This is a genomic window from Granulicoccus phenolivorans DSM 17626 = NBRC 107789 = JCM 15570, from assembly GCF_000423085.1.
GTDB classification, from domain to species: domain Bacteria; phylum Actinomycetota; class Actinomycetes; order Propionibacteriales; family Propionibacteriaceae; genus Granulicoccus; species Granulicoccus phenolivorans.
In genome coordinates, this window is sequence record NZ_AUHH01000031.1 from 23735 (window position 1) to 49735 (window position 26001).

Annotated in this window: 21 protein-coding genes and 2 tRNA genes; 14 read left to right on the top strand and 9 right to left on the bottom strand. The window is 69.8% G+C overall.

Going from position 1 to position 26001, the window contains the following annotated elements:
- The first annotated feature begins 99 nt into the window (after positions 1-99).
- A complete protein-coding gene (locus G531_RS0112840; RefSeq protein ID WP_211221848.1) occupies positions 100-438 on the top strand; it encodes a VOC family protein in 339 nt (112 codons plus the stop codon).
- A gap of 26 nt (positions 439-464) precedes the next feature.
- Here G531_RS0112840 and G531_RS0112845 read toward each other — a convergent pair whose 3' ends face one another.
- A complete protein-coding gene (locus G531_RS0112845) occupies positions 465-1175 on the bottom strand; it encodes a DUF6882 domain-containing protein (RefSeq protein WP_026927568.1) in 711 nt (236 codons plus the stop codon).
- Positions 1176-1260: 85 nt separating this feature from the next.
- Positions 1261-1938, bottom strand: a complete 678-nt coding sequence (locus G531_RS0112850) for an EcsC family protein (RefSeq protein ID WP_245630443.1) — start codon at positions 1936-1938, stop codon at positions 1261-1263.
- Positions 1939-2134: 196 nt separating this feature from the next.
- Here G531_RS0112850 and aat point away from each other — a divergent pair, with 196 nt between their 5' ends.
- Together aat and G531_RS0112860 are read left to right on the top strand one after the other, a co-directional pair.
- Positions 2135-2740: a leucyl/phenylalanyl-tRNA--protein transferase gene (gene aat / locus G531_RS22405; protein ID WP_081684106.1), complete on the top strand. Its 606-nt coding sequence runs from the start codon at positions 2135-2137 to the stop codon at positions 2738-2740.
- Positions 2741-2743: 3 nt separating this feature from the next.
- Positions 2744-3607 carry an Fpg/Nei family DNA glycosylase gene (locus G531_RS0112860; RefSeq protein ID WP_026927570.1) on the top strand — a complete coding sequence of 288 codons (864 nt, stop codon included), beginning with the start codon at positions 2744-2746 and terminating at the stop codon, positions 3605-3607.
- A gap of 31 nt (positions 3608-3638) precedes the next feature.
- Here G531_RS0112860 and G531_RS0112865 read toward each other — a convergent pair whose 3' ends face one another.
- Both G531_RS0112865 and helR read right to left on the bottom strand, forming a co-directional pair.
- The gene (locus tag G531_RS0112865; protein WP_026927571.1) at positions 3639-4604 is read right to left on the bottom strand and encodes an intradiol ring-cleavage dioxygenase; all 966 of its coding nucleotides are present in this window, start codon (positions 4602-4604) and stop codon (positions 3639-3641) included.
- 98 nt (positions 4605-4702) lie between these two features.
- Positions 4703-6910: an RNA polymerase recycling motor ATPase HelR gene (helR, locus tag G531_RS0112870; RefSeq protein ID WP_051215451.1), complete on the bottom strand. Its 2208-nt coding sequence runs from the start codon at positions 6908-6910 to the stop codon at positions 4703-4705.
- A gap of 188 nt (positions 6911-7098) precedes the next feature.
- On the opposite strand from helR, the gene G531_RS24705 reads away from it, so the two are divergent.
- Positions 7099-9678 carry a sigma-70 family RNA polymerase sigma factor gene (locus G531_RS24705; protein WP_081684099.1) on the top strand — a complete coding sequence of 860 codons (2580 nt, stop codon included), beginning with the start codon at positions 7099-7101 and terminating at the stop codon, positions 9676-9678.
- A 921-nt stretch (positions 9679-10599) separates the two neighbouring features.
- Here G531_RS24705 and G531_RS24710 read toward each other — a convergent pair.
- On the bottom strand, positions 10600-11382 hold the full coding sequence (locus G531_RS24710; protein ID WP_145978615.1) for a DUF4232 domain-containing protein: 783 nt from the start codon (positions 11380-11382) through the stop codon (positions 10600-10602).
- 155 nt (positions 11383-11537) lie between these two features.
- On the opposite strand from G531_RS24710, the gene G531_RS0112890 reads away from it, so the two are divergent.
- The 9 genes from G531_RS0112890 to G531_RS22435 all read left to right on the top strand — a co-directional run bounded on the left by G531_RS0112890 (position 11538) and on the right by G531_RS22435 (position 22750).
- Positions 11538-12878, top strand: coding sequence for a dipeptidase (locus G531_RS0112890; protein ID WP_051215453.1), 1341 nt, complete (start codon positions 11538-11540; stop codon positions 12876-12878).
- Positions 12879-12898: 20 nt separating this feature from the next.
- On the top strand, positions 12899-13897 hold the full coding sequence (locus tag G531_RS22425) for an FAD-dependent monooxygenase (RefSeq protein ID WP_051215454.1): 999 nt from the start codon (positions 12899-12901) through the stop codon (positions 13895-13897).
- Between the two features lie 74 nt (positions 13898-13971).
- Entirely contained in the window at positions 13972-15411 is a 1440-nt protein-coding gene (locus G531_RS22430; protein ID WP_145978614.1) for a lipase/acyltransferase domain-containing protein, read from the top strand.
- Positions 15408-17189, top strand: coding sequence for a hypothetical protein (locus G531_RS0112905; RefSeq protein WP_026927575.1), 1782 nt, complete (start codon positions 15408-15410; stop codon positions 17187-17189). Before G531_RS22430 ends, G531_RS0112905 begins: the two co-directional genes overlap by 4 nt.
- 142 nt (positions 17190-17331) lie before the next feature.
- Positions 17332-18768, top strand: coding sequence for an amidophosphoribosyltransferase (purF, locus tag G531_RS0112910; protein ID WP_026927576.1), 1437 nt, complete (start codon positions 17332-17334; stop codon positions 18766-18768).
- On the top strand, positions 18761-19846 hold the full coding sequence (gene purM, locus G531_RS0112915) for a phosphoribosylformylglycinamidine cyclo-ligase (protein ID WP_245630442.1): 1086 nt from the start codon (positions 18761-18763) through the stop codon (positions 19844-19846). Before purF ends, purM begins: the two co-directional genes overlap by 8 nt.
- Positions 19847-20029: 183 nt before the next feature.
- A complete protein-coding gene (locus G531_RS0112920; RefSeq protein WP_026927578.1) occupies positions 20030-20269 on the top strand; it encodes a DUF3073 domain-containing protein in 240 nt (79 codons plus the stop codon).
- Positions 20270-20281: 12 nt separating this feature from the next.
- A complete protein-coding gene (locus G531_RS0112925) occupies positions 20282-21334 on the top strand; it encodes an alpha/beta hydrolase (RefSeq protein WP_026927579.1) in 1053 nt (350 codons plus the stop codon).
- 45 nt (positions 21335-21379) lie between these two features.
- A complete protein-coding gene (locus tag G531_RS22435) occupies positions 21380-22750 on the top strand; it encodes an NAD(P)/FAD-dependent oxidoreductase (protein WP_211221849.1) in 1371 nt (456 codons plus the stop codon).
- A 99-nt stretch (positions 22751-22849) separates the two neighbouring features.
- Here G531_RS22435 and G531_RS0112935 read toward each other — a convergent pair whose 3' ends face one another.
- Positions 22850-23377 (bottom strand): glycine cleavage system transcriptional repressor, encoded by a 528-nt coding sequence (locus G531_RS0112935; protein WP_026927580.1) that lies wholly within the window; start codon positions 23375-23377, stop codon positions 22850-22852.
- Between the two features lie 9 nt (positions 23378-23386).
- Positions 23387-24274, bottom strand: coding sequence for an NAD(P)/FAD-dependent oxidoreductase (locus tag G531_RS0112940; protein WP_211221850.1), 888 nt, complete (start codon positions 24272-24274; stop codon positions 23387-23389).
- A gap of 56 nt (positions 24275-24330) precedes the next feature.
- Here G531_RS0112940 and G531_RS22440 point away from each other — a divergent pair, with 56 nt between their 5' ends.
- Entirely contained in the window at positions 24331-24822 is a 492-nt protein-coding gene (locus G531_RS22440) for a MerR family transcriptional regulator (RefSeq protein ID WP_081684103.1), read from the top strand.
- Positions 24823-24974: 152 nt separating this feature from the next.
- On the opposite strand, the gene G531_RS0112950 is transcribed toward G531_RS22440, so the two are convergent.
- Together G531_RS0112950 and G531_RS0112955 are read right to left on the bottom strand one after the other, a co-directional pair.
- Positions 24975-25051, bottom strand: a tRNA-Phe gene (locus G531_RS0112950).
- Between the two features lie 59 nt (positions 25052-25110).
- Positions 25111-25184, bottom strand: a tRNA-Asp gene (locus G531_RS0112955).
- Positions 25185-26001 lie beyond the last annotated feature (817 nt).

Genomic DNA, 26001 nt, shown 5'->3' on the forward strand with positions numbered 1-26001 from the left:
TGCAGCCGATCCGTCACTTGATTGACGGGCCGCACCACCGGCTTGTGACACCACCCAAGGAATTCCGCCGAATCGGGATTCCCCGAAGGAGAACACATCATGTCCACTCTCGGCAGCATCATCTACCCGGTCTCCGACCTCGACGCCGCGAAGAAGCTGTTCGGCACCCTGCTCGGGGCCGAGCCGCACACCGACACCCCGTACTACGTCGGCTACAACATCAACGGTCTGGAGATCGCCCTCAACCCGAACGGCCACGCGCAGGGGCTGAAGGGGTCGGTGCCGTTCTGGACCGTTCCCGACGTCGCCGCCGCGGTCGCCGAACTGGTCGCGGCCGGTGCCACCCTCACCCAGGACACCAAGGATGTCGGCGGGGGCGCCATCACCGCCGCCCTGGTCGACGGCGACGGGAATGCGATCGGCCTGATCCAGGGCTGAGTCCGCCGGCGTCGAGCGAGCCGGCCTCAGCCCTGGCCGACCGCGTCGAGCAGGCCCTGGTCGTTGAACCGGACGGTCATGTCCCCGTCGGGGCAGCCGACCCGCATGGTGTGGAAGCCCTGGTCCCAGCCGTACTTGAGCTGACGGGCCTGGACGTAGCCCTGCACCGCGCGGCGATGGTCATGCACCAGGTCCTGCTCGATCGGCGCCCGCACCGCCTCGGCGAAGGTGTGAACACTTGCCCGGGGCGGGGTGAAACCGGCCGGATCGACCAGCAGGACCAGGTCGGTGCCACCCGAGGACACCACCTGGCCGACCGCGAAGGCGGTGATTCGGCAACACACCGCGGCCATCCGCAGCACCGTCCGGGTGACCTGGGACTCCTCCAGATCGATCACCGGGGTGGTCAGCTCGGACAGTTCCCGGGCCTGCCCGAACGCGCGGACCCGTTCGACGAGCTTGGTGATCGGCTGATCGGCGAAGTTGGGATCGGACCAGGCCCAGGTCAGCCGCGCCGGATCGTGGGTGACCCAGCCGGCCACATGGGCGACCGCGACGACCTCGTTGCGCTTGTGCAGCTTCGGTTCGTAGGTGATCTGGCGCCGGGCGAAATCGATCTTGTGCTCGCCGACGCCCCCGCCGGTCTGTTCGTCCAGCCAGCGTGCGTACGCGGCCTGGTCCTCGACGTACACCAGGATCGAGTCGTCCACGACGTTGGCGAAGGTCAGCGTGCTCATGGCGCCCATTCAACCAGCGCCGCGGCCGCGGGAGCGCAACCGGGCGAACCGGGCCGGCACCCGAGCCCGGGAATCCGGGCCGGATTCAGGCGGTACGCCGGCTCGGCAGGTTCTTGCGGGCGTACCGGCTCACCCGATGCGTGTCGTAGGAGTCGACCGCGGCGCCGATCCCGCCCCCGAGCACCGGGATCCGCTTGCTCATCGCGACCGCGACACCCTTGCCGGTCATCCGGGCGACCAGTTCGGCAGCCACCCGGTCGGAGATCTTCTGATCCAGCATCGGGTCATAGACCGGCGCGGTCGCAATCACCAACGGGCTGGACGGCAGGCCCTGCTCCTCCAGCGCCTCGGCCAGGTCGTCCCCGACCATGCACATGGCGATCGCGGTACGCACCCGCTGGTCGTTCAGGTCGTAACCGCGCAGATGCGCGATGCTGGCGACCAGCCGGGCCTGCAGGATCGTGACCCCGGCGAGGTTGGCCGGGACCCCGACGATCATCGTGATCAGGCCGCCGATGTTGGTGACGAAGCCCTGGGCGCCGGCCAGGCCGACGTGCTGCTTGACCATCGAGTCGATAGCCGGCTCGGCCGCGCCGTGCTTCTGCATCGCCTGGGCGGCCGCCACGCGGGCGCCGGGCAACTGCTTCCACCCCTCGATCGCCACCTGCAGGATCGTCCGCAGCGCGCGGGAGGAGGCGTTGGGAGCCAGATGGGCGACCGGGACCAGCGAGTCGGCGATCATCTTGTTCACGTTGTTGGCCATCTGCAATCTCCTTCGCGCGGCGGCCCCTCCAGCCTACGCAGTGCGGCGAAGACGGCGACCAGTATCTCCCCGGAGCCGACCCTGATTCCCCGGTTACCCGGTGGGGCTTGACGGCCGGGGTCAGAATTGCCTCGTGATCAACCCCACCGACCCCGACACCTGGCCGGATCAGGATCTGGTGTTCGGCAGCGAACAGATGGATCCGCCGGCCGTGCTGGAGGCGTACCGGCTGGGGCTGTTCCCGATGCCGCTGGACGAATACGGTTTCGTCGGCTGGTTCTCCCCGATGGAGCGCGGCATTCTTCCGCTGGACGGCCTGCGGGTGACCCGGTCGCTGCGCAAGATGATCAAGCGGTACCGGGTCAGCGTGGACCAGGATTTCCGCGGTGTGGTGCAGGGCTGTGCCGATCCGCACCGGGAGGGCCGGTGGATCGACACCGAGGTCACCGAGGTCTACACCGCGCTGCACGAGGCCGGGTACGCCCACTCGGTCGAGGTCTGGAACGCCGATGACGTGCTGGTCGGCGGGCTGTACGGGATCTCGGTCGGCGGTCTGTTCGCCGGGGAATCGATGTTCCACCATCCCGAACTCGGCCGCGACGCCTCCAAGGTCGCCCTGGTCACGCTGGTGGAGTTGCTGCGCGCGTCCGGGCCCGAGGGGCGGCTGCTCGACGTGCAGTGGCAGACCGACCACCTGGCCAGCCTCGGGGTGATCGAGGTGACCCGGGCCGACTATCTCGATCTGCTCGAGGAGGCCCTGACCGTGCCGCCGCCCTGCTGGGACCTGCCCGGGAGAGGATGAACCATGCCCGAGATGCCCGAGGTGGAGTCCCTGCGTACCTTCCTCATCGAGCGTGCCCGCGGCCGGGTGGTCGCACAGACCTACCTGACCGCGTTCTCCGCGCTCAAGACGTACGCCCCGCCGCTGGACGCGCTGCACGGACTGGAGGTCGAGCAGATCGACCGGCACGGCAAGTTCCTCGATCTGACCGTCGGTGGGCTGCACCTGATCACCCATCTGGCCCGGGCCGGCTGGCTGCGCTGGCGCGAGGAGATGCCGGTGAAGCCGCCGCGGCCGAGCAAGAATCCGCTGGCGCTGCGGGTGGTCCTGGACGACGGGTCCGGGTTCGATCTCACCGAGGCCGGGACCCAGCGCAAGCTCGCGGTGTACGTGGTGCACGATCCCGCCGAGGTGCCCGGGATCGCCACGCTCGGGCCGGATCCGCTGGCCGAGGACTTCGACCGCACCGCCTTCGCCGCGATCCTGAAGCAGGCCGGTCGGGCGCAGCTCAAGGGGGTGCTGCGGGACCAGAAGATCCTCGCCGGGATCGGGAACGCCTACTCCGATGAGATCCTGCACGCCGCGAAACTGTCCCCGTTCAAGGGCGCCGACCGGCTCACCGAGGAGGAGACCGATCGCCTGTACGCCGCCCTGCGCGCCGAACTCGGCGATGCGGTGGCGCGCAGTTCCGGGCTGGCCGCCCAGGATCTGAAGGCGGAGAAGAAGTCCGGGATGCGGGTGCACGGGCGTACCGGCGAGCCGTGCCCGGTCTGCGGCGACACCGTCGCGGAGGTGTCGTTCGCCGACTCCTCGCTGCAGTACTGCCCGACCTGCCAGACCGGCGGGAAGCCGTTGGCCGACCGGCGGATGTCCCGGCTGCTCAAATAGTCCGCTGCTCGAGCCGGCGGCGGCGCTGGGGTCAGCGGCCGCCGGGACCGCCGCCGTTGCCACCGGGGGCGCTGCCGGCGCTCGGGGTGGTCCGGGTATCGACCGGGACGGTGAGCGCGGCGGTGTACCCGGAGCTGACGTCGCCGCTCATCGTGGCCAGCTGGTGAGCGGCGGAATCGTCTCCGAAGACGTTGTCGCTGGACAGGGTGATCCGGGCCAGGTTGGTCACCGACTGCTCGTAGCCGCTGGTGGCGTAGACCGTGTCGCACACGTTCTGCGGCAAGGCGAGCTGGGAGGTCGCGATCTTGTTCGCGGCGTCGGTGATCTTGGACTGATCCGGGTAGACCTCGAAGTGGATGTGCGGCCAGCGGCCGGAGTAGCAGGCGGGGAAGATGCTGGTGAACTCCACCACCCCGGCGGCATCGGTGACCTGGACGCCGCGCAGGTAGTTCTCGTTCTTGACCGCCGCGGAGTACATCGAGTAGTTGCCCGCCCGGTCGCAGTGCCAGACGTAGACCGCGACGCCGGCGAAGGGCGCGCCACCGCTGGCCAGATCCAGGACGGTCAGCTTGATGGTCAGCGGGATGCCCTCGGCGGTGGTCGTGGAGGTGCCGAAGCTGGACCGGATGTCGCTGCGGACCACGCCGGACTGCTCCAGCACATCGGCGCCGTTGGAGCCGTCGCCGGGATAGGGGCCGGCGGTCTCCTCGGGGATCTCGGTCAGGTCGGCGGCGGCCGCTGCCGCGGTGGTGGCGGCAGCGCCGGCGGTGGTGGCGGCTGCGCTGGGGGTGGTCGCGGCGCTCGGCGTGGTGCCGGTGCTGCCGCCGGGCGTACAGGCACTGATCGCGAGGGCGGCGGCCCCGGCGCCGAACAGGCCGAGCAGGCCGCGCCGGGTCCGCAGCGTCCCCAGATCGAACTGCAGGCCCTGATCCTGCGGCGGCTCGGTCGGATTCGGCAGGATGCGGCCCTCGAAGGTAGGGCGATTCGGGTCAGTCATGATGCTCTCCTCTGATCGGGTGTTCGGGACTGCAACTACCGTCCCGGGTGGGGCTGTGCGGTTGCTGTGCGATCGCTGTGTCGGGCGTACGAGTCGGCTCAGGTCAGGATCGCCAGCCGGCCGGTGGCCCGGGTCATCGCCACGTACCGGTCGACCGCGCCCTCGATTCCGTCCCCGAAGGCGCTCTCGATCCGATCGCCGACGGCGGGCGGATCGACCAGGACGACCAGGTCGAACTCCAGGCCCTTGGCCTGTTCGGGGGTGAGGGAGGAGATCCGGTCGGCGCCGGGGTAGGTCGGGTCGCCGATGACGCAGGCGATCCCGGCGGGATGGTCGGTGGCCCAGTCCGCCAGCAGCCGGTCCCGGTCGGCGCGGGCGGCGTACTGCACCGGCTCGCCGGTCTCGCGGATCGAGGTGGGCACGTTCGCGTCCGGCAGCGCGGCCCGGATCACCGGCTCGGCGGCGGCCATGATCGCGGCCGGGGTGCGGTAGTTCACCGACAGCGTCGACACGGTGATGTGGTCCAGGCCGATCCGTTCAAGCCGTTCGGTCCAGGACTCGGTGAACCCGTGCCGCGCCTGGGCCCGGTCCCCGACGATGGTCAGGCTGCGGGAGGGACAGCGGGCCAGCACCATCTGCCACTGCGCGTCGGTCAGTTCCTGGGCCTCGTCGACGACCACATGGGCGAACGGGCCGAGCAGCCGATCGGGTTCGGCCTCGGCGACCACATCCGGGTCGTCCAGGGCGCCGCGCAGGTCCTCCCCGCGCAGCATCGACATCACCTGCATCTCGGTGGCGTCGCTGGCGATGAGTTGGTCGATCAGCAGGTCCATCTCGCGTCGGTTGTCGGCCAGCGCCCGGGCCCGTTCCCGCGCCCGACGGCCGGCGGTCGGGTCGCCCACCCGGCGTCGGGCGGCGTCCAGCAGCGGCAGGTCCGCGTCGGTCCAGGCGTACGCCTCGGCGCGTTGCAGCGTGGCGACCTCGCCGGGGGTGAGCCACGGCGCGCACCGCTGCAGAGACGCCGGCTTCGACCACCACTCGGCGACCAGATCGGTCGGCTGCAGCATCGGCCAGGCCTCGGCCAGGGCGGCGACCAGTTCCTCGTCCTCCTGCAGCGCGGCGACCACCTCCGCCGGCTCGACCTCGGGTTCGCCCCATTCATCGAGCAGATCCTCGCCGAGCTGATCGGCGGCGATCTCGCCGAGGACTTCCCAGATCTCGGGGTGGGCCTCGTTGTGCGGAGTGCCCGATTCGACCGCGCCGAACGCGTCGGCCCAGTCGCTGGGGGTGAAGCGGACCTCGCCCCAGTCGGTGTCCACGTCGACGGCGGCCCGCGGCGGCCGCTCGTAGTGGGCGACCGCGGCCTCGATCGCGTGGACCAGCGGCGCCTGCGCCTTGAGTGAGCGCACCTGCGGATCGGGCTCGCGGGAGGCCGTGGCGCCCTCGGGGACCAGGTCGCGCAGGGTGGCGGTCAGCACGCCCTCCTCGCCGAGGCTGGGCAGTACGTCGGAGACGTAGTCGAGATATTGGGGTGACGGGCCCAGGAACAGGACGCCGCCGTGTCGGTGTCCCAGGCGCGGGTCGGCGTACAACTGGAACGCGGTGCGGTGCAGCGCCACGACGGTCTTCCCGGTGCCCGGGCCGCCGTCGACCACCAGGGCGCCGCGGGAGTCGGCCCGGATGATGGCGTCCTGGTCGGACTGGATCGTGGCCAGCACATCGCGCATCCGCGGCGTGCGGGCCCCGCCGAGACTGGCGATGAAGGCGGACTGGTCGTCCAGCGGGGCGCCGTCGACCAGAGCGTCGGGGTCGAAGACCTCGTCCCAGTAGTCGACCACCCGGTCGTGGGACCAGCGATACCGGCGCCGACTGCGCAGGCCCAGGGGCTGCGCGTGGGTCGCGGCGAAGAAGGGCTCGGCGGCCGGCGCGCGCCAGTCCACCAGCAGCGGGTCGTCGCCGTCGCGCAGGCCCAGCCGGCCCACATAGGTGATCGACCCGTCGGTGCCGACCATTCGGCCCAGGCACAGGTCGAGGCCGTAGCGGCTCATCAGCCGGAGCTGGGAGGTCAGCCGGTGCACCTCCTGATCTCGCTCCAGGGCCGCGGTCCCGCCGGTCCCCGGTGCGCGCCGGGCGGTGGCGAGGCGCTGGGTGAGGTCGGTGACAGTCGTGTCCAGCGTGGCCGCGACGCGGGCGAAGAACTGCTCGTCGGCGGCGATCAGGGTCGCGGTGGCCTTGGCGGACAGAGCCTCGGGCAGGGCGAAGGCGGATCCGGAGCGGGGTTCGGTGGTGGCGGAGGAAGTACTCACGGCGCCGATTGTGCGCCCGGACCCGGGTCTTGCCACAAGCCCCCATCTGTGGCATAGATTGAAAGTGGCGGGACAGGATTGTGGTTCTTGGATCGGCGCCTCCGCGTCGGCCTTCTCTGGCGCACCGAGCAAATTGTCACCACCCACCGATAGCGTCTTCTCAGTGTCGAGGACGAGGGAGGCTGTCGATGACCTCGAGCGCGGGGGACGCGTCGGGAAGTGGGGCTGGTCCGGTCGGCGCCTCTCCGCTGAGTCGGCGGCACTCGGTCGATCTCTATCCGTGGCAGCAGGCCGCACTCGAGGCTTGGCGGGCCGCTGATCGGCGCGGTGTGGTCCAAGCGGTCACCGGGGCCGGGAAGACGCGCGTCGGCGTCGGGGCCATTGCCGAGGCACTCGCGGCCGGGCGGCGCAGTGTGGTCATCGTGCCCTCACGTGTCTTGGTGGAACAATGGCTCAGCACTCTTCGGGAACTACTTCCGAGGGTCAAGGCTGTGGCTGGAATCCGACCGGATGCCCAATGGCAAGTCTGCGTTACGACGGTCCAGGCGGCGATGAATCGACCCGTACTGAAGCGCGGCGAACAAGGGCTTCTGGTCGCGGATGAATGCCATCGCTACGGTGCAGAGCAGTTTTCAAGGGCACTGCGCCCCCACTATGAGTGGCGGCTCGGCCTGACGGCCACGTTGGAACGCGGGGATTCCGGGGACAAGGTCCTCGCTTCCTATTTCGGGTCCACCGTCTATGAGGTCGGCTACGGCGAGGCGTTGGCCGGGGAGCTCATCGCACCTTTTCGATTCGCCCACGTGAGCGTGCCGCTCACCCCGGAAGAGCGGGCCCAATACGACGAACTCTCCGAGGGCCTGCGAAAGGACCGGGACACGCTGGTCGTCCGATATGGAATCCCGCTCGACCCCATTGGCGAGTTTCTACAGGCCGTGAGCACGATGGCGGATGACCGCACCGCCTCCAGCGGCGGGGGGTTGGCTCGAAGATACTTGGCGCGCTTCGCGCGACGTAAGAAGCTCCTGGCCGAGACGCGAGTGAAGCAGTTCGCCCTGGCCGCTTTGGCGCCTGCGGTCAGGGCCTCTGCGGGCACGATCGTTTTCACCCAGACTCAGGAGTCCAGTGAGCGTTCCGCAGAGATGCTGCAACAGATGGGGTACACAGCTGCTGCGGTCCATGCTGGCCTGGACCAAGATGAGCGGGAAGAACGGATCGACTTCTTCCGGGATCGGACGGTGAGCGCACTGACAGCGCCACGGATCCTCGATGAGGGGGTCGATGTGCCTGAGGCAGATCTCGGCATCATCCTCGCCTCCAACCGGAGTCGCCGCCAACTGGTACAGCGGCTCGGCCGTGTGCTTCGCAAACGCCCGGGAAAGGTTGCTCGCTTCGTGGTGCTGTACGCCGCCAAAACTGTTGAGGATCCTTTCGCAGGTGCTTACGTGCCCGACTTCTACGACCTGTGCCTTCCCTATGCCCAAGAAGTTCGACGCTTCGATCTGGCCCGGCCGGAATTGGATGACCTTCTGGCCTTCTTGGGCGAACACGCGGATCCTGGCGCCGGCACGACATTGGCCGGACACCTCGGTACCCTGCCCGCGCAGGCCGCTGGAAGGGATCAGCCCTCCAATCCTGCGTCGGACGAAACGCATGATTCGCGAGGTGGCGACAGCCCCACCTCGGTCGTCGCAGGCTCGTCGGAAGCCCGCGATGCTCCGGGCGGAGCCACCGATTGCGGTCAGGAGATCACGGAGGAAGGGGAGCTTGAGCCGATCCTGACCACGGCGACTTTGCCTGACCTCACGAAGCTCTATCTGCAGGAGGCCGGCAGAATGCCGCTGCTGACCTCGGCCCAGGAGCAGGAATTGGCCAAGACCATCGAGGCTGGCCTCTACGCCGAGTATCTGCTGCATTTGGGCGATGAGCACTTCCCCTCGGCGGAGTTGAAGAACCTCGTGAGATTGGGTGCGGCAGCCAAGGAAAGAATCATTTCGGCCAACCTGCGGCTGGTGGTCAAGCTCGCCAAGCGATACGCCGGACGTGGTGTCGAGTTCCTGGATCTGGTTCAGGACGGCAATATCGGGCTGATGCATGCGGTTGACAAGTTCGATTACACCCTGGGAGGCAAATTCTCGACATATGCGACCTGGTGGATCAAGCAGGCGATCGCTCGTGGGATGGCGGACACGGGACGTGCCATTCGGCTTCCGGTTCACGTCGGTGACCTGATGCGCAAGGTCGATCGCGCCCGAAAATCGGCGCAGTTGACCTGGCGCCAGCTACTGAAGGCGCACCCTCACGGAATCGCAGAGCTTGACGTCGATCGGCCGACGCTTGAACAGCTGGCGCGATTCTCCCAGGCAATAGTGAGTGTCGAGGATATCCAAGACTTCGACGACTCGATGCTGACCGAGCTGAGCGCTGATGCGCCGGAGTCGACTGTCGAGGCTGTGGTCGACCGGCTGGCTCTCCAGCAGCGGTATACGGAGGTCATGGACTGGGTGGAATTCGAGGACCCCCGCGGGGCATTTGTGTTGCGAGCTCGCTACGGAGTGCTCACTTCTGAACCCGAGACTCTGGAAGTAATCGGGGCTCGGCTGGGAGTGACTCGGGAGCGGGCCCGGCAGTTGGAGAAGGCGGCGCTTGAGCTGGCGCGCGAGATCAGCGTTGAGATGGCCGGGATCCCCGTGGTGAAGCCGCGCCGGGCAGCCGGGATCGTTTCGGCACGCGCACCGGAGGCCGTGCCCCGCCGGGCCATCGGCTGACCCCGCCGCGCAGAGGCGGGGAGTCGGCCTCGAGTGGGCGGATCCTGCCACCAGACGGCTTGATCGGGCCGAAATCGGGGGTCTTCTGTGGTCTGGCGGCAGGATCGGCCCACTTTCTCGAGTAGACCGGCACCTGGGGGCTGCCCAGGTCTGCGCCGAGGGTGTCCGGGAGGGCAACGGCCATCGCGCGACCGATCTGGCGCCGGGCGGCTTCCTGTACTGGGCCTTTGCTCTGCTATCTCGTCCCGCCGTTGTCGATCACCTGTCTGCCGCCGCGGGCGAAGCCTGCCCCTGGCGCAGCCGTCGAGTGGGCGAATCCTGCCACCAGACGGCTTGATCGGGCCGAAATCGGGGGTTTTCGGTGGTCTGGCGGCAGAATCGGCCCACTTTCTCGAGTAGACCGGCGCGTGGGGGCCGGACTGGGGGCTGACGCGACGCCGGAGAGGTCTGGGAAGGGCGCCGGGGGAGGTCTGGGGACGCGAGGCCGGGGAGGTCTGGGGACGCGAGGCCGGGGAGGTCCGGGAGGGCGCCGGGGGAGTGGGCCGCGACCGGCGGGGCGGCCTCGCAGCTTCCCGCGATGGATACTTCGCCCAGGGCCGTTGCCGCGACGGACTTGTTCATCGCGCGGGTCGACTTGCTTCCCGCTGCTGCTGCAGCAGTCGCGGGAGCATTGGTGAATCGCGGGGTCGGGGATCGCATCGCGGGAGGGTGCCGGCCCGAGTTATCCATCGCGGGAAGGGGCCGGCCCGAGCGATCCATCGCAGGAAGGTCCCCGCCCGAGCGATCCATCGCGGGAAGGTGCCCGCCCGAGCGATCCATCGCGGGAAGCCTCTCGATGGGACGGACCTGTCGCGGAAGCGCTCGACCCGTCGCTGGCACCGCGCGAGGCGGCCAGGGGCCACCTGAGGCGCGCGGACGCCCTCAGCCCACGAAGCGAACCGAGCGAACGCTCAACTGCTTGTCCGCGGCGTTCGCGCAGGCCTGCAGCCCGGGCAGGGCGTACGCGGTCAGCCACCGGGTATTCGGCGGAATCACCTGGATCCCGTACGCCGGCACCGCCTGGCATCCCGACACCGCCGAGGTTCGCTTGATCCGGATCTCACTGGCGGCCCGCTCACCCGGACTCAGGGTGATCTGGTTGCCCTGATAGGTCCGATCCCGGGCCCCGTCGGCCCCGATCTGGCGACCGTCGGCGGCGACGAAATCGACCCCCGGGAAGCCCTTCATCGTGCACGCCGCCGAGCCGAGGTTCTGCAGCCACAACAGGTACGCATCGAAGTCGGCGCCACTGGCCGCCGGGTCGGCGACCACCCACAGGGACAACTGCGCCTGCCCACACTCGCCCGCCGCGGCCGTGCCACTGCCCCCGGCAGCGTTGCCGCCAGCGCCACCCCCAGCACTCCCACCGCCGGTGGCCCGGCCGCCCGTCGCCGGCGGCTGCGTCGTGGGCCCGGGCGGCCCGGACGGTGCCGGTGCCTGCGGTTCCAGCTCGACATCCTGGCGCGGGGCCGGCGTACTCGGCTCGGCGGCCGGGGCGGTCGGTCGGTCCGCCGGTGTGACCGGGGCGATCGAAGCGGGCCCGGCGGGGTGCTCGCCGGCAGCCTGCGACGGGACCGCCCGGCCGGCATCGGTGCGTGAGCGGAGCACATCGAAGGGCGTGGTGCACGCCCCGAGTCCCAGGGACAGCACGAGTGCTCCGATCACGCAACCACCGCGACTGACCACCATGCGAGTCCCCCAACTTCATGGCTTAGCGCGGTATAACCCCCCGCTGCAGCATCCTTGCACCGACTCTAGCGATCGGGCAAGGGAACCGGCTGTCCGACAATGCAAGGACTTGCGGCGCTAGGGTTTCTCGTATGGCCGACTCCGCTGAAATCTTTGCCGCCGTCGAGCGGGAACTCCCGGGGGTCCGCGAGACCCTGGCCGAGCTGATCCGGATCCCGTCGATCAGTTCCGATCCCGACCATGTCGCCGATGTGCGGGCCAGCGCGGAGTTCGTCGCCCGGCAACTGCGCGAGGTCGGCTGCCCGGAGGTGGAGATCATCAGCGAAGGTGGCGGCAAGCCGGCCGTGCTCGGCCGCTTCCCGGCCCCGGCGGGCCAGCCGACGATCACGCTCTACTCCCACCACGACGTCCAGCCCACCGGACTCGAGGAGTCCTGGACCAGCGCCCCGTTCGATCCGACCCAGCGCGGGGAACGCCTGTTCGCCCGCGGTGCCGCCGACGACAAGGGCGGCATCGGTGTCCACCTGGCCGCGCTGCGCGCCTGGGCCGGCAAACCCCCGATCGGCGTCACGGTCTTCATCGAGGGGGAGGAGGAGATCGGCTCCCCGACCCTCGACCAGATTCTCGACAAGCACGGCGACAAGCTCGCCTGTGACGTCTTCCTGATCTGCGATTCCGGCAACTGGCAGGTGGGTACGCCCGCCTTCACCACCAGCCTGCGCGGCATGGGCGACATCACCGTCGAGGTCGCCACCCTCGACCACGCGGTGCACTCCGGCCAGTACGGCGGGGTTGCCCCCGACGCGCTGATGACCCTGGTCCGCCTGCTGGCCACCCTGCACGACGACCGGGGCCGGGTCGCGGTCGCGGGGCTGACCAGTTCCGCCGGGCCCGAGCTCGACTACTCCGAGGAACGCGTCCGCGAGGAGATCGGCGTACTGGACGGGGTCGAGCTGATCGGCGACGGCTCGCTGACCGATCGGATGTGGATGAAGCCTTCACTGAGCATCATCGGCATCGACACCACCTCGGTCGCCAAGGCCTCCAACACCCTCATCCCGTCCGCGCGGGCCAAGATGAGCCTGCGGATCGCCCCCGGGCAGAGCGCCCCCGAGGCGATGCAACTGGTCGCCGATCACCTGCGGGCGCACGCCCCCTGGGGCGCTCGGGTCACGGTCACCCTGGGCGACTACGGCAACCCCTTCGTCACCCCGCTCACCGGCCCGTACGCCGGTACCGCCCGCCAGGTCTGGGCCGAGGCCTGGGGAGTGGAGCCGGTCGAAATGGGGCTCGGCGGCTCGATCCCGCTGGCCCAGGATTTCGCGGACCGCTTCCCGGCGGCTACCGTTCTTCTGACCGCCGTGGTGGACCCCGATTCGCGGATGCACGGCATCGACGAATCCCTGCATCTGGGCGACTTCGCGCGCGCGTGCCGGGCCGAAGCGCTGCTGCTGGGACGCCTGGCCCGCTGACCGAAGCCCTGGAGGAGCCCATGCCCAAAACGCACGAGATCACGATCGTCGGGGGCGGCGTCGCAGGGTTGGCTCTGGCGGCGGCGCTGGACCCCGAACTGTGGCGGGTCACCATCTTCGAACAGCGCGAGAAGCTGCCGACCGTCGAATCCGCGATGGGCATGTGGCCGATCGCGCAGAAGGCGCTGGCGTACCTCGGCCTGCACGACCTGCTGAACGCGGCCGTCCCGTGCAAGAAGGTCGTCATCTCCACCGCCGACGGGCGCCCGCTGCTCGCCCTGCGGACCAACATCAAACTGCTCACCCGACCCGCCCTGGCCCAGGCCCTGACCGACCGCCTGCCCGAGACCGTCAAGGTCGAGCATCTGCGGATCGTCGACATCGGCGACCTGCCCGGCGACCTGGTGATCGGCGCCGACGGCGTCCACAGCCGGGTCCGGAAGTGGCACTGGGGCACCAACGCGCACGGCCTGGACACCTGGGTGGTCCGGGGCACCGCCGCGATCCCGCCGATGGTCGGCCGGCTCACCGAATGGTGGGGCGAGGGAATGCTGTTCGGGATGAGCCCGAACATGGGCGACTCCACCAACTGGTACGCCACCGTCCGACAGAATCCCGGTCTGCCCGCCGAGGCGCTGGAGGAGATCCGATTCACCCATCGGGACTACCCCCGCGCGGTCCAGCGGGTGCTGGCGGCGACCGATCCGGAGCAGGCGGTCGTCCATCGCGTCTTCACCGCCCCGCTCACCACCTCCCTGGTCCGCGGTCGGGCGGTGCTCATCGGGGACGCCGCGCACGGGATGACCCCGAACGTGGCCCGCGGCGCCTGCGAATCGCTGGTCGACGCGGTCACCCTGGCCCACGAACTGAACAATCGCGGGATCCACGACGGGCCGAAGGCGTACCAGCGCCAGCGCCTGGTCCGGGGCCAGGGGGTCCGGGTCGGTGCCTCGCTGATGACCGCGGTGCAGCAGTCGCCCACCCTGCACAAGATCGCGGGGGTCTTCGGCCCGAGCTGAGCCGACCCGGGCCCCCCGGATGTGGGACTGCCGACCTCTGGCCCTGAAAGCAGAGGGCTGCGTAGCGTTGTGCTATGGGGGAAGGCGTGGTAGGGGCGCGGGTCCGCCCGGCGGTGTCGCCGGATGCGGTGGTGATTGTTCCCGGCATCATGGGGAGCAAGCTGGAAGACGATCACGGCACTATCTGGGGTGCCGATGACCTGCCCTGGTACGCCCGGGTGTGGACCAGGAAGACGACCGAACTGCCCCGGCTGGGGCTGGACGCGGCCGAACAGCGCGGCGAGTACGGCCGGGTCCGGGCGACCGGGCTGCTGAAGCTTCCGGCCTGGGCGCCGATCCTGCGCGGTTTCGAGCCGTACACCGATCTGCGCCGGGGGATCGATCAGGTCGTCGTCGACCCCGCGGCGGTGCTGGAGTTCGCCTACGACTGGCGGCTGCCGGTGGCGTACAACGGGGTCGCGCTGCAGCAGGCGGCTGCCGCGCACCTGGCCCGGTGGCGGCAGCACCCGGCGTACCAACGCTTCCGCGCCGAACTGCCCGAGGCCCGCGAGCCCCGGCTGGTCCTGGTCGCGCACTCGATGGGCGGCATGGTGGTCCGCGCCATGCCGGACCCGGCCGAGGTTCGCGCCACCATCACCCTCGGTACGCCGCTGGACGGCGCCGCACAGGCGGCCCTGATCATGAACACCGGCAAAGGGGCGCCGTTCCCGTTGCCCCAGCAACAACTCAAGCAGGTCGGCGTGACGATGCCCGGGCTGTACGACCTGCTGCCGATGTACCGCTGCCTGGAGTCCGCGGACCCGACCCAGGACCCGGTCCGGCTGACCCCCGAGGTCGTGGCGACACTGGGCGGGAGCGCCGACCTGGCCGCGACCGCGATCGCCGCGCACGACCGGGTTCGGGGGCGTGTGCTGCCGGGCGTCCACCACGCCCTGGTGGGGATCCAGCAGCCGACCCCGTCCACGCTGACTCTGTCCGGCGGGCAGGTGACGGGTCGGGCGTACAGCTTCGAGGTGACCGCGGACGGCACCCTGGCCCGCGACAACCACGGCGACCTGGTCCGGGTCGAGCGGCACGGGGACGGCACGGTCCCGTACAATTCGGCCCAGCCGGTCGGTGCCACGGCGGCCACGCTGGCCCAGCAGCACGGTCCGATCGCGAAATCCGACGAGTCGATCCGGATGGTGCAGACCATCCTGCGGGAGACCGACCAGGGGCCGCGGCTGGGGGAGAGCCGGTTCGGGTTCGAGCTGCCCGATGTGGTCGCGGTCGGCACCCCGGTCCCGGTCGCGCTGACCGGGGTCACCGGGCCCGGCGATGTGTCGGTGGTGCTGTTCGACCAGGACAACCGGGTGATCGACGAACCCGGAGTGCGCTACGACCGGGCGCAGGACTGCTTCCAGGTGACGCTGAATCTGCCCACGCCCGGCATCCACCAGCTCAAGGTGGACGGCGGCGGCCAGTCCGCGATCACCCAGCGCTGCCTGGCGTACCGGCCCGAGGAGGAGTCATGACCACCGACGAACTGACCCCCGCGGCCGCGGCCGCGGACGCAGCGGCCCCCGGGGCCGGGCACGAGATCGAGCTGTACGCCTTCGACTTCGACACCTTCGACCACTTCCCGGCGATCGACGCGGCGGCCGAGGTCACGGCAGTGGCGGACCTGCTGGCCGACTTCGGGGTCTGCACCAAGCGCCCCTGGGCCGAGCCGATGCCGAGCCGCGGCGGTGATGCGGTCAACCAACGCTTCGCCGACTGGGGGATCGCGAACGGTCCGACCATCCTCTACTGGGTCGGGCACGGTTGGGCCCGCGGCCGGCAGGCCGCCGCCCTGGCCCACGCCCGCAGCCCGGAGTCGGTGGAGGAAATGGGCGTCACCCCGGCCGCGATGGGTGCGGCCATCGCCAACTGGGAGGCCCGGGCGCCGGAGGACGCGTGGTTGCTGGTGATCATCGAGGCCTGCAAGTCCGGCACCTTCATCAGCAACCTGGTCAGCGTGATGGAGGAGAAGGAGGGACCCAACCAGATCGCCTTCCTGGCCGCCGCGAACGACTCCTCGGCCAACCTCGGCGAACTGCGCCGCGCGCTGGAACAGGTGCTGCAGCACACCTTCGCCCGCGACGACGAGATCCCGGTCGACGATCTGGTCGACGAGCTGACCGGCACCATCCACAGCAAGCGCCGCTTCCTCGACATCGACAAGAACGCGCGCCTGGTCCGGATCCACCGCCTGACCGAGGCGACCCGGACCCCGGTGGAGGCGTCGCCGGTTGACCCGAACCAGGTCCTGGGCGCCGCCCGCGAGGCCGTTCTGGACCGGCTGGACCGGACCGGGTACGTCGTGGTGTCCGGCCCGCCCGGCGGTGGAAAGTCCTCACTGCTGCGCGATGTGGCCGCCACCGAGGACCGGGTGGACGCCGGCTTCAGCGTGGCCGGGCTGAACGCCGAGGAGACCCAGCGGCTGGTCGATCGACACACCAGCGGCCCCGGCCACACCCGGCTGATCGTCGACGGGGTGGATCGGGCCGCCGACCCGCCGGCGGTCGCCCGGGTGCTGCGCCAGGTGGGCCACCGCGCCGATGTCGACCTGGCCGTCGGCACCCGTCCCGAGCTGTACGCCGAACTGGGCGTCGCACCGGGCGAGGTGATCCGGGTGCAGTGCGACACCGACCTGATCCGCACCTCGATCACCGACGGCCTCGCCCCGCTGGTCGCCGCGGGGGAGCTCACCGCCGCGCAGGTGGCCGCGGTCACCACGGACGTGCTGGGCGCCGAGCAGGAGATCCTGTATGCCCGCCTCGTCGTCCACGAGATCCTCGCCCGGCCGCGGCTGGCCCGCGAGGGAGCCGTGACCCAGGCGCTCGGGCGTACCCCCACCGCGGTCTTCGCCAAGGCGGTCGCCCGGCTGCGCAGCAACAACCGGGCGGTCCGGCCGCTGTTCACCGCGCTGGCGCTGTCCCGCGGCGGCGGACTGCCGATCCGGGACGGGGTCTGGGCCGCGGTCGGCTCGGCGATCGCCCGCCGCACCATCTCCCCCACCGCGGTACATCGCTTCGTGGCCGAGGCCGGCCCGTACCTGGCCAGTGCCTCCCGTGACCGGCAGACGGTCTACCGGCTCGACCAGCGCACCTACGTCGACTATCTGGCCCGCGACCCCGCCCAGGTTCGGGAGTACCAGCTGCGGATCGCGCACCGGGGCGAGGCGGAGCTGGCGCGGGCCCAGGGGCATCGGGTCAACCCGTACTGGATTCATCACCTGGCCGACCACTGGGCGGCCGCCGAAGGGTGGTAGTCACCCGGAGGAGCAGCAGGGACCGGCCCAGCAGGACCGGCAGGAGTGGACGAATCGGCCGGCGACGCACGGCGCGAGTAGGGTGGTCGTTGTGCTACGCCCTGACGGTCAGCCCGACCAGCTCGACTCCGACGCGCTCGCGATCACCGAAAATCTCGCCCGGGACGACAAGGGGCAGGACGAATGCGGTGTCTTCGGCGTCTGGGCCCCCGGGGAGGAAGTCGCCAAACTGACCTTCTTCGGCCTGTTCGCGCTGCAGCACCGGGGGCAGGAATCGGCCGGCATCTCGGTGTCCAACGGCAAACAGATCATGGTCTTCAAGGACATGGGTCTGGTCTCCCAGATCTTCGACGAAGCGACCCTGAACTCGCTCAACGGGCACCTGGCGGTCGGCCACACCCGCTACTCGACCACCGGCGCCTCGGTCTGGCACAACGCGCAGCCGACCTTCCGGTCCACCGCGCACGGCGGCCTGGCGCTGGCCCACAACGGCAACCTGACCAACACCGGCGAGCTCGAGGCCTGGCTGCACGAACGCAACGCCACCGTCGAGGTGCCACACAAGAACCGGATGGACTCCTCCTCCGACACCGCGATCCTGGCCACACTGCTGTCCACCTTCACCGATCGCAGCCTGGAGGAAGCGGCCGCCACGGTGCTGCCCCGGCTGGTCGGCGCGTTCTGCCTCACCTTCATGGACGAACACACGCTGTACGCCGCCCGCGACCCCTGGGGGGTTCGGCCGTTGGTGCTCGGGCGGCTCAGCAACGGCTGGGTGGTGGCCTCGGAGACCGCCGCGCTGGACATCGTCGGCGCCAGCTTCATCCGGGAGGTCGAGCCGGGTGAGTTGATCATGATCGACGCCGACGGGTTGCGCTCGCGGCGCTTCGCCGAGGCCGAACCCAAGGGCTGCATCTTCGAGTACGTCTATCTGGCCCGCCCCGACACCACCATCGCCGGGCGCCGGGTGCACGCGGTGCGGATGGAGATCGGCCGCCGGCTGGCCCGGGAGTTCCCGGTGGATGCCGATCTGGTGATTCCGGTGCCCGAATCCGGCATCCCGGCCTCTCTGGGGTACGCCGAGGAGTCGAAGATCCCCTACGGCATCGGGCTGGTCAAGAACGCCTACGTCGGACGGACCTTCATCCAACCCTCGCAAACCATCCGGCAACTCGGCATCCGGCTCAAGCTGAACCCGCTGCAGCACGTGATCGCCGGCAAGCGGCTGGTCGTGGTCGACGACTCGATCGTGCGCGGCAACACCCAGCGCGCGCTGATCCGGATGCTGCGGGAGGCCGGCGCCGCCGAGGTGCATGTGCGGATCTCCTCGCCGCCGGTGGAGTGGCCCTGCTTCTACGGCATCGACTTCGCCACCCGGGCCGAGCTGATCGCGCCCGGGCTGGAACTCGATGAGATCTGCCGTTCGATCGGTGCCGACTCGCTGGGCTACGTCAGCCTGCCCGGCATGGTCGAGGCCACCGGCGTACCCGGTAACCAGCTGTGCACCGCCTGTTTCTCCGGCGAGTATCCGATCGCTCCGCCCGACGAATCCTTCCTGGAAGAGGCCATCAGTGACTGACCTGAACCAAGACAAGCAGCACACCGGGGACCAGCGCAGCGCGTACGCCGCGGCCGGGGTCGACATCGAGGCCGGTGACCGAGCCGTGGCGCTGATGAAGGAGTCGGTCGCCCGGACCCGGCGCCCCGAGGTGATCGGCGGGCTGGGCGGGTTCGCCGGATTCTTCGACGCCTCCGCGCTGGCGGCGTACCAGCAGCCGGTGCTGGCCACCTCCACCGACGGGGTCGGCACCAAGGTGGCGATCGCCCAGGCGATGGACGTGCACGACACCATCGGCTTCGACCTGGTCGGGATGCTCGTCGACGACCTGGTGGTCTGTGGCGCCGAGCCGCTGTTCCTGACCGACTACATCGCCTGCGGGAAGCTGGTGCCCGAGCGGATCGCCGCGATCGTCAAGGGTATCGCCGACGCCTGCGTGGTCGCCGGCTGCGCCCTGCTCGGCGGGGAGACCGCGGAACATCCCGGGCTGCTGGGGGCCGATGAGTACGACGTCGCCGGGGCCACCACCGGCGTGGTCGAGCGATCCCGGATCATCGGGGCCGATCGGGTCCGCGAGGGCGATGCGATCGTGGCGATGGAATCTTCGGGGCTGCATTCCAACGGCTACTCCCTGGTCCGGCACGTGCTCTTCGAGCGCGCCGGCTGGGCCCTGGACCGCGAGGTGCCCGAACTGGGCGGCCCGCTCGGCCCGGTCCTGCTCACCCCGACCAAGGTGTACGCCCAGGACTGCCTGGCGCTGCTCGACGCCGTCGAGGTGCACGCGATGAGCCACATCACCGGGGGCGGCCTGGCCAACAACCTGGCCCGGGTGCTGCCGGCGACGCTGTCCGGCCGGATCGATCGCGGCACCTGGACGCCGGCACCGATCTTCGACCTGATCCGCACCCTCGGGGAGATCTCGGTCCCCGACATCGAGGCCACCCTCAACATGGGCGTCGGGATGGTCGCGATCACCGCCCCGCAGGCCGCTGCGGAGGCCGTACGCACGCTGGCCGGGCGCGGGATCAAGGCCTGGGTGGCCGGTGAGATCGTGGCCGGTGACGGCACCGTCGAACTCTCCGGGGGGCATGCCGGCTGACCTTCCCTGCGACCCCTCACCCCGCGTACCGCGACCGCACCGAATCACCGACCTGCGGCGATGGCACGCTGGGCGGACCGTGGTTGGCCCAGCGCATTTCATTGGGTAGCCTAGGCGGCACGACATTAACCATCATTGACCGCGGCTAGCCCGCAGGCAGACGAGTGCGAGGGGGTCGACCCAATGGGGCGCGGCCGTGCAAAGGCGAAGCAGACCAAGGTTGCCCGCGAGTTGAAGTACCGCTCGATCGAGACGGACTTTTCCTCGCTGGAACGAGAGTTGCGTGGTGACTCGATTCACCACGAGGAGGACACCACGGAGGTCCCCGACGCGTACTCGGATCTGGCGGCAGAATACGAGGACTACCCCGATGATGAGGACTACCCCGAGCAGGGGTACGGACATCTTCGTCACTCCGGGTAATCGCCGGCCGCGATGAATCAGCACACATCCCCCAGCAGGTGGTCGCCCGATCGCCTGCTGGCGGATTTCGAGTGCCTGGAACTGCCCCTGCCCACGGCGACGGCGGCTCCGGGCGAACCCGAGACTGAGATCACCGCGACCCTGGTCCGGCCGGTCGCCCCGCGCGCGGGAGAACCGGCCGGGGACCCCGGCCCGGCGCCGACGGAACAGGTTCGAGATCGGGCGGTGCTCTACGTCCACGGCTGGAACGACTACTTCTTCCAGGCGCACCTGGCCCGGTTCTGGACCGAGCAGGGGTACGCGTTCCATGCGTTGGACCTGCGGCGGTACGGGCGCTCCTGGCGGCCGGGGCAGTTCCTGGGATACACCACGGACCTGACCGAGTACTTCGACGAGATCGACGCCGCGATCGATCTGATCGCGGCCGATCATCCCGAGATCGTGCTGATGGGGCATTCCACCGGCGGGCTGATCTCGGCGTTGTGGGCGGCCCAGCGGCCCGGGGAACTGGCTGCGCTGGTGCTCAACTCGCCGTGGCTGGATCTGCAGGGCACCCCGCTGCTGCGTGCGGTGGGGCCGCTGGTGGTCAATGCGATCGCCGCGCAGACCCCGACCCGGGTCTTCTCGCTGAACGACAACGGCTTCTATCAGCGGATGATCAACGCCGACGAGGGCGAGGGGGAGTGGCACTACGACCTGACCCTGAAGTCGACGCCGCTGGCCCAGATCCGGGCCGGGTGGTTGAAGGCGGTCCTGGCCGGGCATCAGCAGGTCGCCCGCGGGCTGCACATCGGGGTTCCGGTCCTGGTGCTGTCCTCGACCCGGACGGATTTCCGGCGGACCTGGGACGCGTCGCTGGCCGAGGCCGACATCGTGCTGGATGTGGATCAGATCGCCGAGCGCAGCGTACGGCTGGGGGATCTGGTCACGCTCGCCCGGGTCGAGGGAGCGATGCATGATGTCGTGCTCTCGCATCCCCCGGTGCGCAAACAGGCCTTCGCGTTGCTGGCGCAGTGGCTCGGGGCGTACGTGCCCTCGGCGAGTTCCGCAGCCAAGCAGACCTGAAAGGGGTCTCCCACAACGGGGATCTTTCCTCCTAGGATGGGGCCCGTGACTGTTCCTCATGTAGTCGTTGTGGGTGCCGGCTTCGCCGGCCTGGATGCGGTACGCCGCCTGGTGAAGCAGGGCTGTCAGGTCACTTTGATCGACAAGCGGCCCTATACGACCTTCCAGCCGCTGCTGTACCAGGTAGCGACCGGAGGTCTGAACCCCGGAGATGTCACCTATTCGCTGCGCTCGCTCGCGGCGAAGTACAAGAAGCAGGTGCGCTTCCGGCGGGCGACGGTGTTCGGGATCGACTACGACAAGAAGGAAGTGATCACCGGCCTCGGTGATCCGGTGCCCTACGACTACCTGATTCTCGCGGTGGGCGTGGAGCCGGGCTTCTTCGGCGTCCCCGGTACCGACGAACTGGCGAACACCACCTACACCCGCCCGGACTCCCTGGTCACCCGCGACCTGGTCTTCACCGGCCTGGAGGGCATCACCGTCGACCCGGAGCACGACCTGTCCATCGTCGTGGTCGGTGGCGGCGCAACCGGCGTGGAAATGGCCGGCGCGCTGGCCGAGATGAAGATCCTGGGCATCCCCTCGGCGTACCCGGAGCTGGATCCCTCCCGGTTCAATGTGCACCTGGTCGAGGGCACCTCCAGCCTGCTCGGCCCGTTCGCGCCGAAGCTGCGGGACTACGCGCATCTTGCGCTGGTCAAACAGGGCGTGCAGGTCCACCTGGGCCACAACGTGGACCGGATCGAGCAGGACCAGGTCGTACTGAAGAACGACAAGGTGATTCCGGCCCATCTGGTCATCTGGTGCGCCGGTGTGTCGGGTCACAAGGAGGTCGCCGACTGGGGCGTTCCGCAGGGGCGCGGCGGCCGGATCGAGATCGACGAGTTCTGCCGGGTGCGGGGCCGGGAGAACGTGTACGCGATCGGCGACTGCGCGGTCAACCCGGACAACCCGCTGCCGCAGTTGGCCCAGCCGGCCAAGCAGATGGGCAAGTACGTGCCCAAGCACATTGAGGCCACCATTGCCGGGCAAACGATCGAGCCGTTCTCCTACCTCGACCTGGGCACCATGGCCACCATCAGTCGCAACGCCGCGGTGGTGGAGGTCGGCAAGATCCAGCTCACCGGTTTCGTGGCCTGGCTCACCTGGGTGGTGCTGCACCTCGCCCTGTTGCTGGGTGGGCGCAACCGGCTGCAGGCGATGATCAACCTTGGCGTGCGGTACATCGTCTACCCGCACAATGCCCAGTCGATCGTCGGTGAGGTCAGCGACCAGCCGCGGTGGCGGCGCTACCTGCGCAAGCGGGTCCTGGGCAAGGGGATCCCTGATCCCGACGCAGAGGCAGACGCCGATCCGAACGGCGTGCAGGGCGTCCAGCTCTCCGAGGGGTCCAAGGAAGTCAAGGAGGCCTGAGTCCGCAGCGCCCACAGGCCCGAGCCGATGGCTCGGGCCTGTGGTGTGTTCGGGGTCGGGCGCTCGGGTGGGCGGCGCGGTGGCGGCCACCCGGCCGGCTCAGGCGGCGTCGTCGCCCGCGGCCAGGGTCAGATCGACCATGAGCTCGGTGGCCAGCCGCTCCAGATCGGCCCGCACCAGCGGGAATGCCGTCTCATCCCCGCGCAGGACGGCCCGGCAGGAGAAGAGGGTTCCCGCACCCATCGGGGCGTCGGTGACCTCGGACTCGAAACGGTCGATGCTGAGTCCCCGGGCCTGCACCGCCGAGGTGATCTCGTGGACGATCCCGGGCCGATCGTTGCCGACCAGGTCGAGGGTGACGGTGATCGTGTCCGCGGCGGGCTGCGCCGGCGTACCGGCTTCGTGCAGGTGGACCTCGAGCATGCCGTCCAGGGCCCGCAGCCCGGCTGCGAGATCCTCGCTGCGCTCATCGGGAACGGTCACCACGACCAGGCCGGCGAATTTCCCGACCAACTCGGCCAGCTCGCTGCGTTCCCAGTTGCCGCCGGCGGCCGCGACCGCATCGGCGAGGGACTGGACCAGCCCGACCCGGTCGTCGCCGATGACGGTGATCACATAGGTAGCCATAGGCGCAGCCTAGAGCAGGGACGCGATGGCGGCCGAGGCGGCCGTCTGCCCGGCGGCGAGGGCGTTGATGACCGAGGGCATCGGCATCGGCAGCTCCGGATGGTGCGCCAGGTCACCGGCGGCGAACACACCCTCCTGGCTGGTGCGGCCGAAGATGTTGATCCGGATGCAGCCGGACTCGTTGAGGGCGAGTCCGAGTTGCTCGGCGAAGGGAGCCGACTGGTGGAAGCGGGCCGCGGTGAAGACGACGGCGACGCGGGCGGTGCCGCCGTCGGTGAAGGTGACCTCGACGCCGTCGGGGACCTCGGTGAGCCGGGCGACCGGCGCTGCGGCCTGCGGGGTACCGGTCGGGGCGGGCAGGCCTTCTTCGCCGGGCAGGGGCAGGATGAGCAGTTCTCCGGCGACCGGCCGGAGCAGGGCCACATAGTGCTCGGCCCGAGTCGCGCCGAGAATCCCGGATCGGGTGCCACTGAACTCGTGGGCGTGGCAGAACGGGCACTGGGCCGCTCGGTCGCCCCACAGGTCGGCCAGGCCGGGAACGTCGGGCAGTTCGTCGCGTACGCCGGTGGCCAGGATCACCCGGCGGGCGTGGACCTCGCGGCCGTCGGTGAGGGCGGCCACGAAACCGGTCGTCACGTCCCCGGCGAGAACCTCCGCGCGGGCGTCGAGCACCTGCACGGTGGGATAGGCGGCCAATTCCTCCCGGCCCTGTTTACGGAAATCGGCCGGCGGGGTGCCGTCCTGGCCGAGGACGTTGTGCATGTGGGCGACCGGCGCGTTGCGGTAGCGCCCGTCATCGAGCAGGACCGCGTTGCGGTGTACCCGGCCGATGGTGAGGGCGGCCTGAAGACCCGCCGGGCCGCCACCGATGATCAGGATGTCAGTGTTGAGATTCATGTTCATCAGGATGTACCTTCAAGTGAACTTGAAGGCAAGGGCTGAGGGGGATCCGGATGAAGATCGGGGAAGTGGCGGGGCGCTTCGGGGTCGAAACGTCGGTGCTGCGGTTCTGGGAGGAGGCGGGCCTGCTGTATCCCGAGCGGGATGGCAGTGGGTATCGCAGCTATACCGAGGCGGATCTGGTTCGCGTCGCGGTGATCATCCGGAACCGGTGGGCGGGGATGTCGGTGGAGCGGATCGGGGCCCTGCTGGATGCTGACACTCCCGGTCGGCACCGGATCCTCGAGGGGCACCTGGCCGACCTCGCCGCCCGGGAGCGCGAAATCGTCAAGTCGCGCGAGATGACCGAGCATGCGCTGCGGTGTGAGTCGCATGACATCGTGCACTGTGGCCGGTTCGCGTCGATGGTGGCGGACCTGATCGATGGGACCGCGCCGGAGTTCGCCTGGGACGGGTACCCGATCGGTGGGGAGCCGGTTGGTGGGGAGCCGGTCGGCGGGGAGCCGGTCGGCGGGGAGTCGGTCGGTGGGGAGCCGAAGGCCTGATCTCCGGGTCTGGCCGGGACTCGGGGTCTGGCCGGGACTCAGGGTCTGGCCGGGACTCAGGGGTCCGGCCGAGGCTCCGGGTCCGGCCGGGGCTCCGGGTCCGGCCCCGGGAAAAGATTCAGCCCGCACCGGGATGCGGTGCGGGCTGGAGGTGGTGGCCAGGGCCGGGTTCGAACCGGCGACCTTTCACTTTTCAGGCGAACGCTGCTACCAACTGAGCTACCTGGCCGTGCCAACTGTTGCCAGTAAGCACAAAAGCGGTAAACCACAAGGGTTTTACCGCTTTCGCGACCCCGACGGGACTCGAACCCGCGACCTCCGCCGTGACAGGGCGGCGCGCTAACCAACTGCGCCACGGGGCCATGCGACTCGCGCCGCAGACCTTGTTGCCGTTTCGGCAACCAGAGAACCATAGCGCGGCGTGATCCTGTGACGCAAATCGGCCCGGGGCTGCGGAGGGGGTGGCTCGATGGGAGGGCTGGATGTCTCGGTCGGGTGGGTGGGGCCGGGGGTGTTGTGGCCGACGGCCGGGGCTTCCCGCGATGGGAGGTACCGCGGGTGGGCTTCCCGTGATGGGAGGTTTCGGGGGTGGGCTTCCTGCGACAGCAAGTTCCGGGGGTGGGCTTCCCGCGATAGCAGGTTCCGGGGGTGGGCTTCCCGCGATAGCAAGTTCCGGGGGTGGGCTTCCCGCGGCAGATAAATCCGTCCCGCACCAGAATCCGTGATCCCGCACGTGTCGCAGCAGGCGCGGGAACTCGGTAGCGTCGCTGTTCGGGGTCAGCCAATGCGGGAACGGGCGTACCGCAGGCTCTGGTGGGTGCGCCCGCAGGTACGCCGCCCGGAACTCGGAGTCGTCCGGCCAACACCCGTCGCCCTGGATACTTTCCGGCCCCTCGCCCCCGACGGACTCCACTGCACTCATGTCGCGTTCCTTCCGGTGCTGCAGCCGGGCTTCCGGTGGGGCGGCGATACGTCCGCTGGGGAGGCGATACATCCGATGGAGCAGCGATGCACGTTGCTTCGTGCACCTGGTGCAGCGCCCGCGGGGTCCGCTGAACAGGCGCGGAGTGGAGCTTGCCGTCGTGGGACGGGGTCCGGGTGAGTTTGCTGTCGCGGGACGGGGTCCGGGTGAGTTTGCTGTCGCGGGACGGGGTCCGGGTGAGTTTGCTGTCGCGGGAC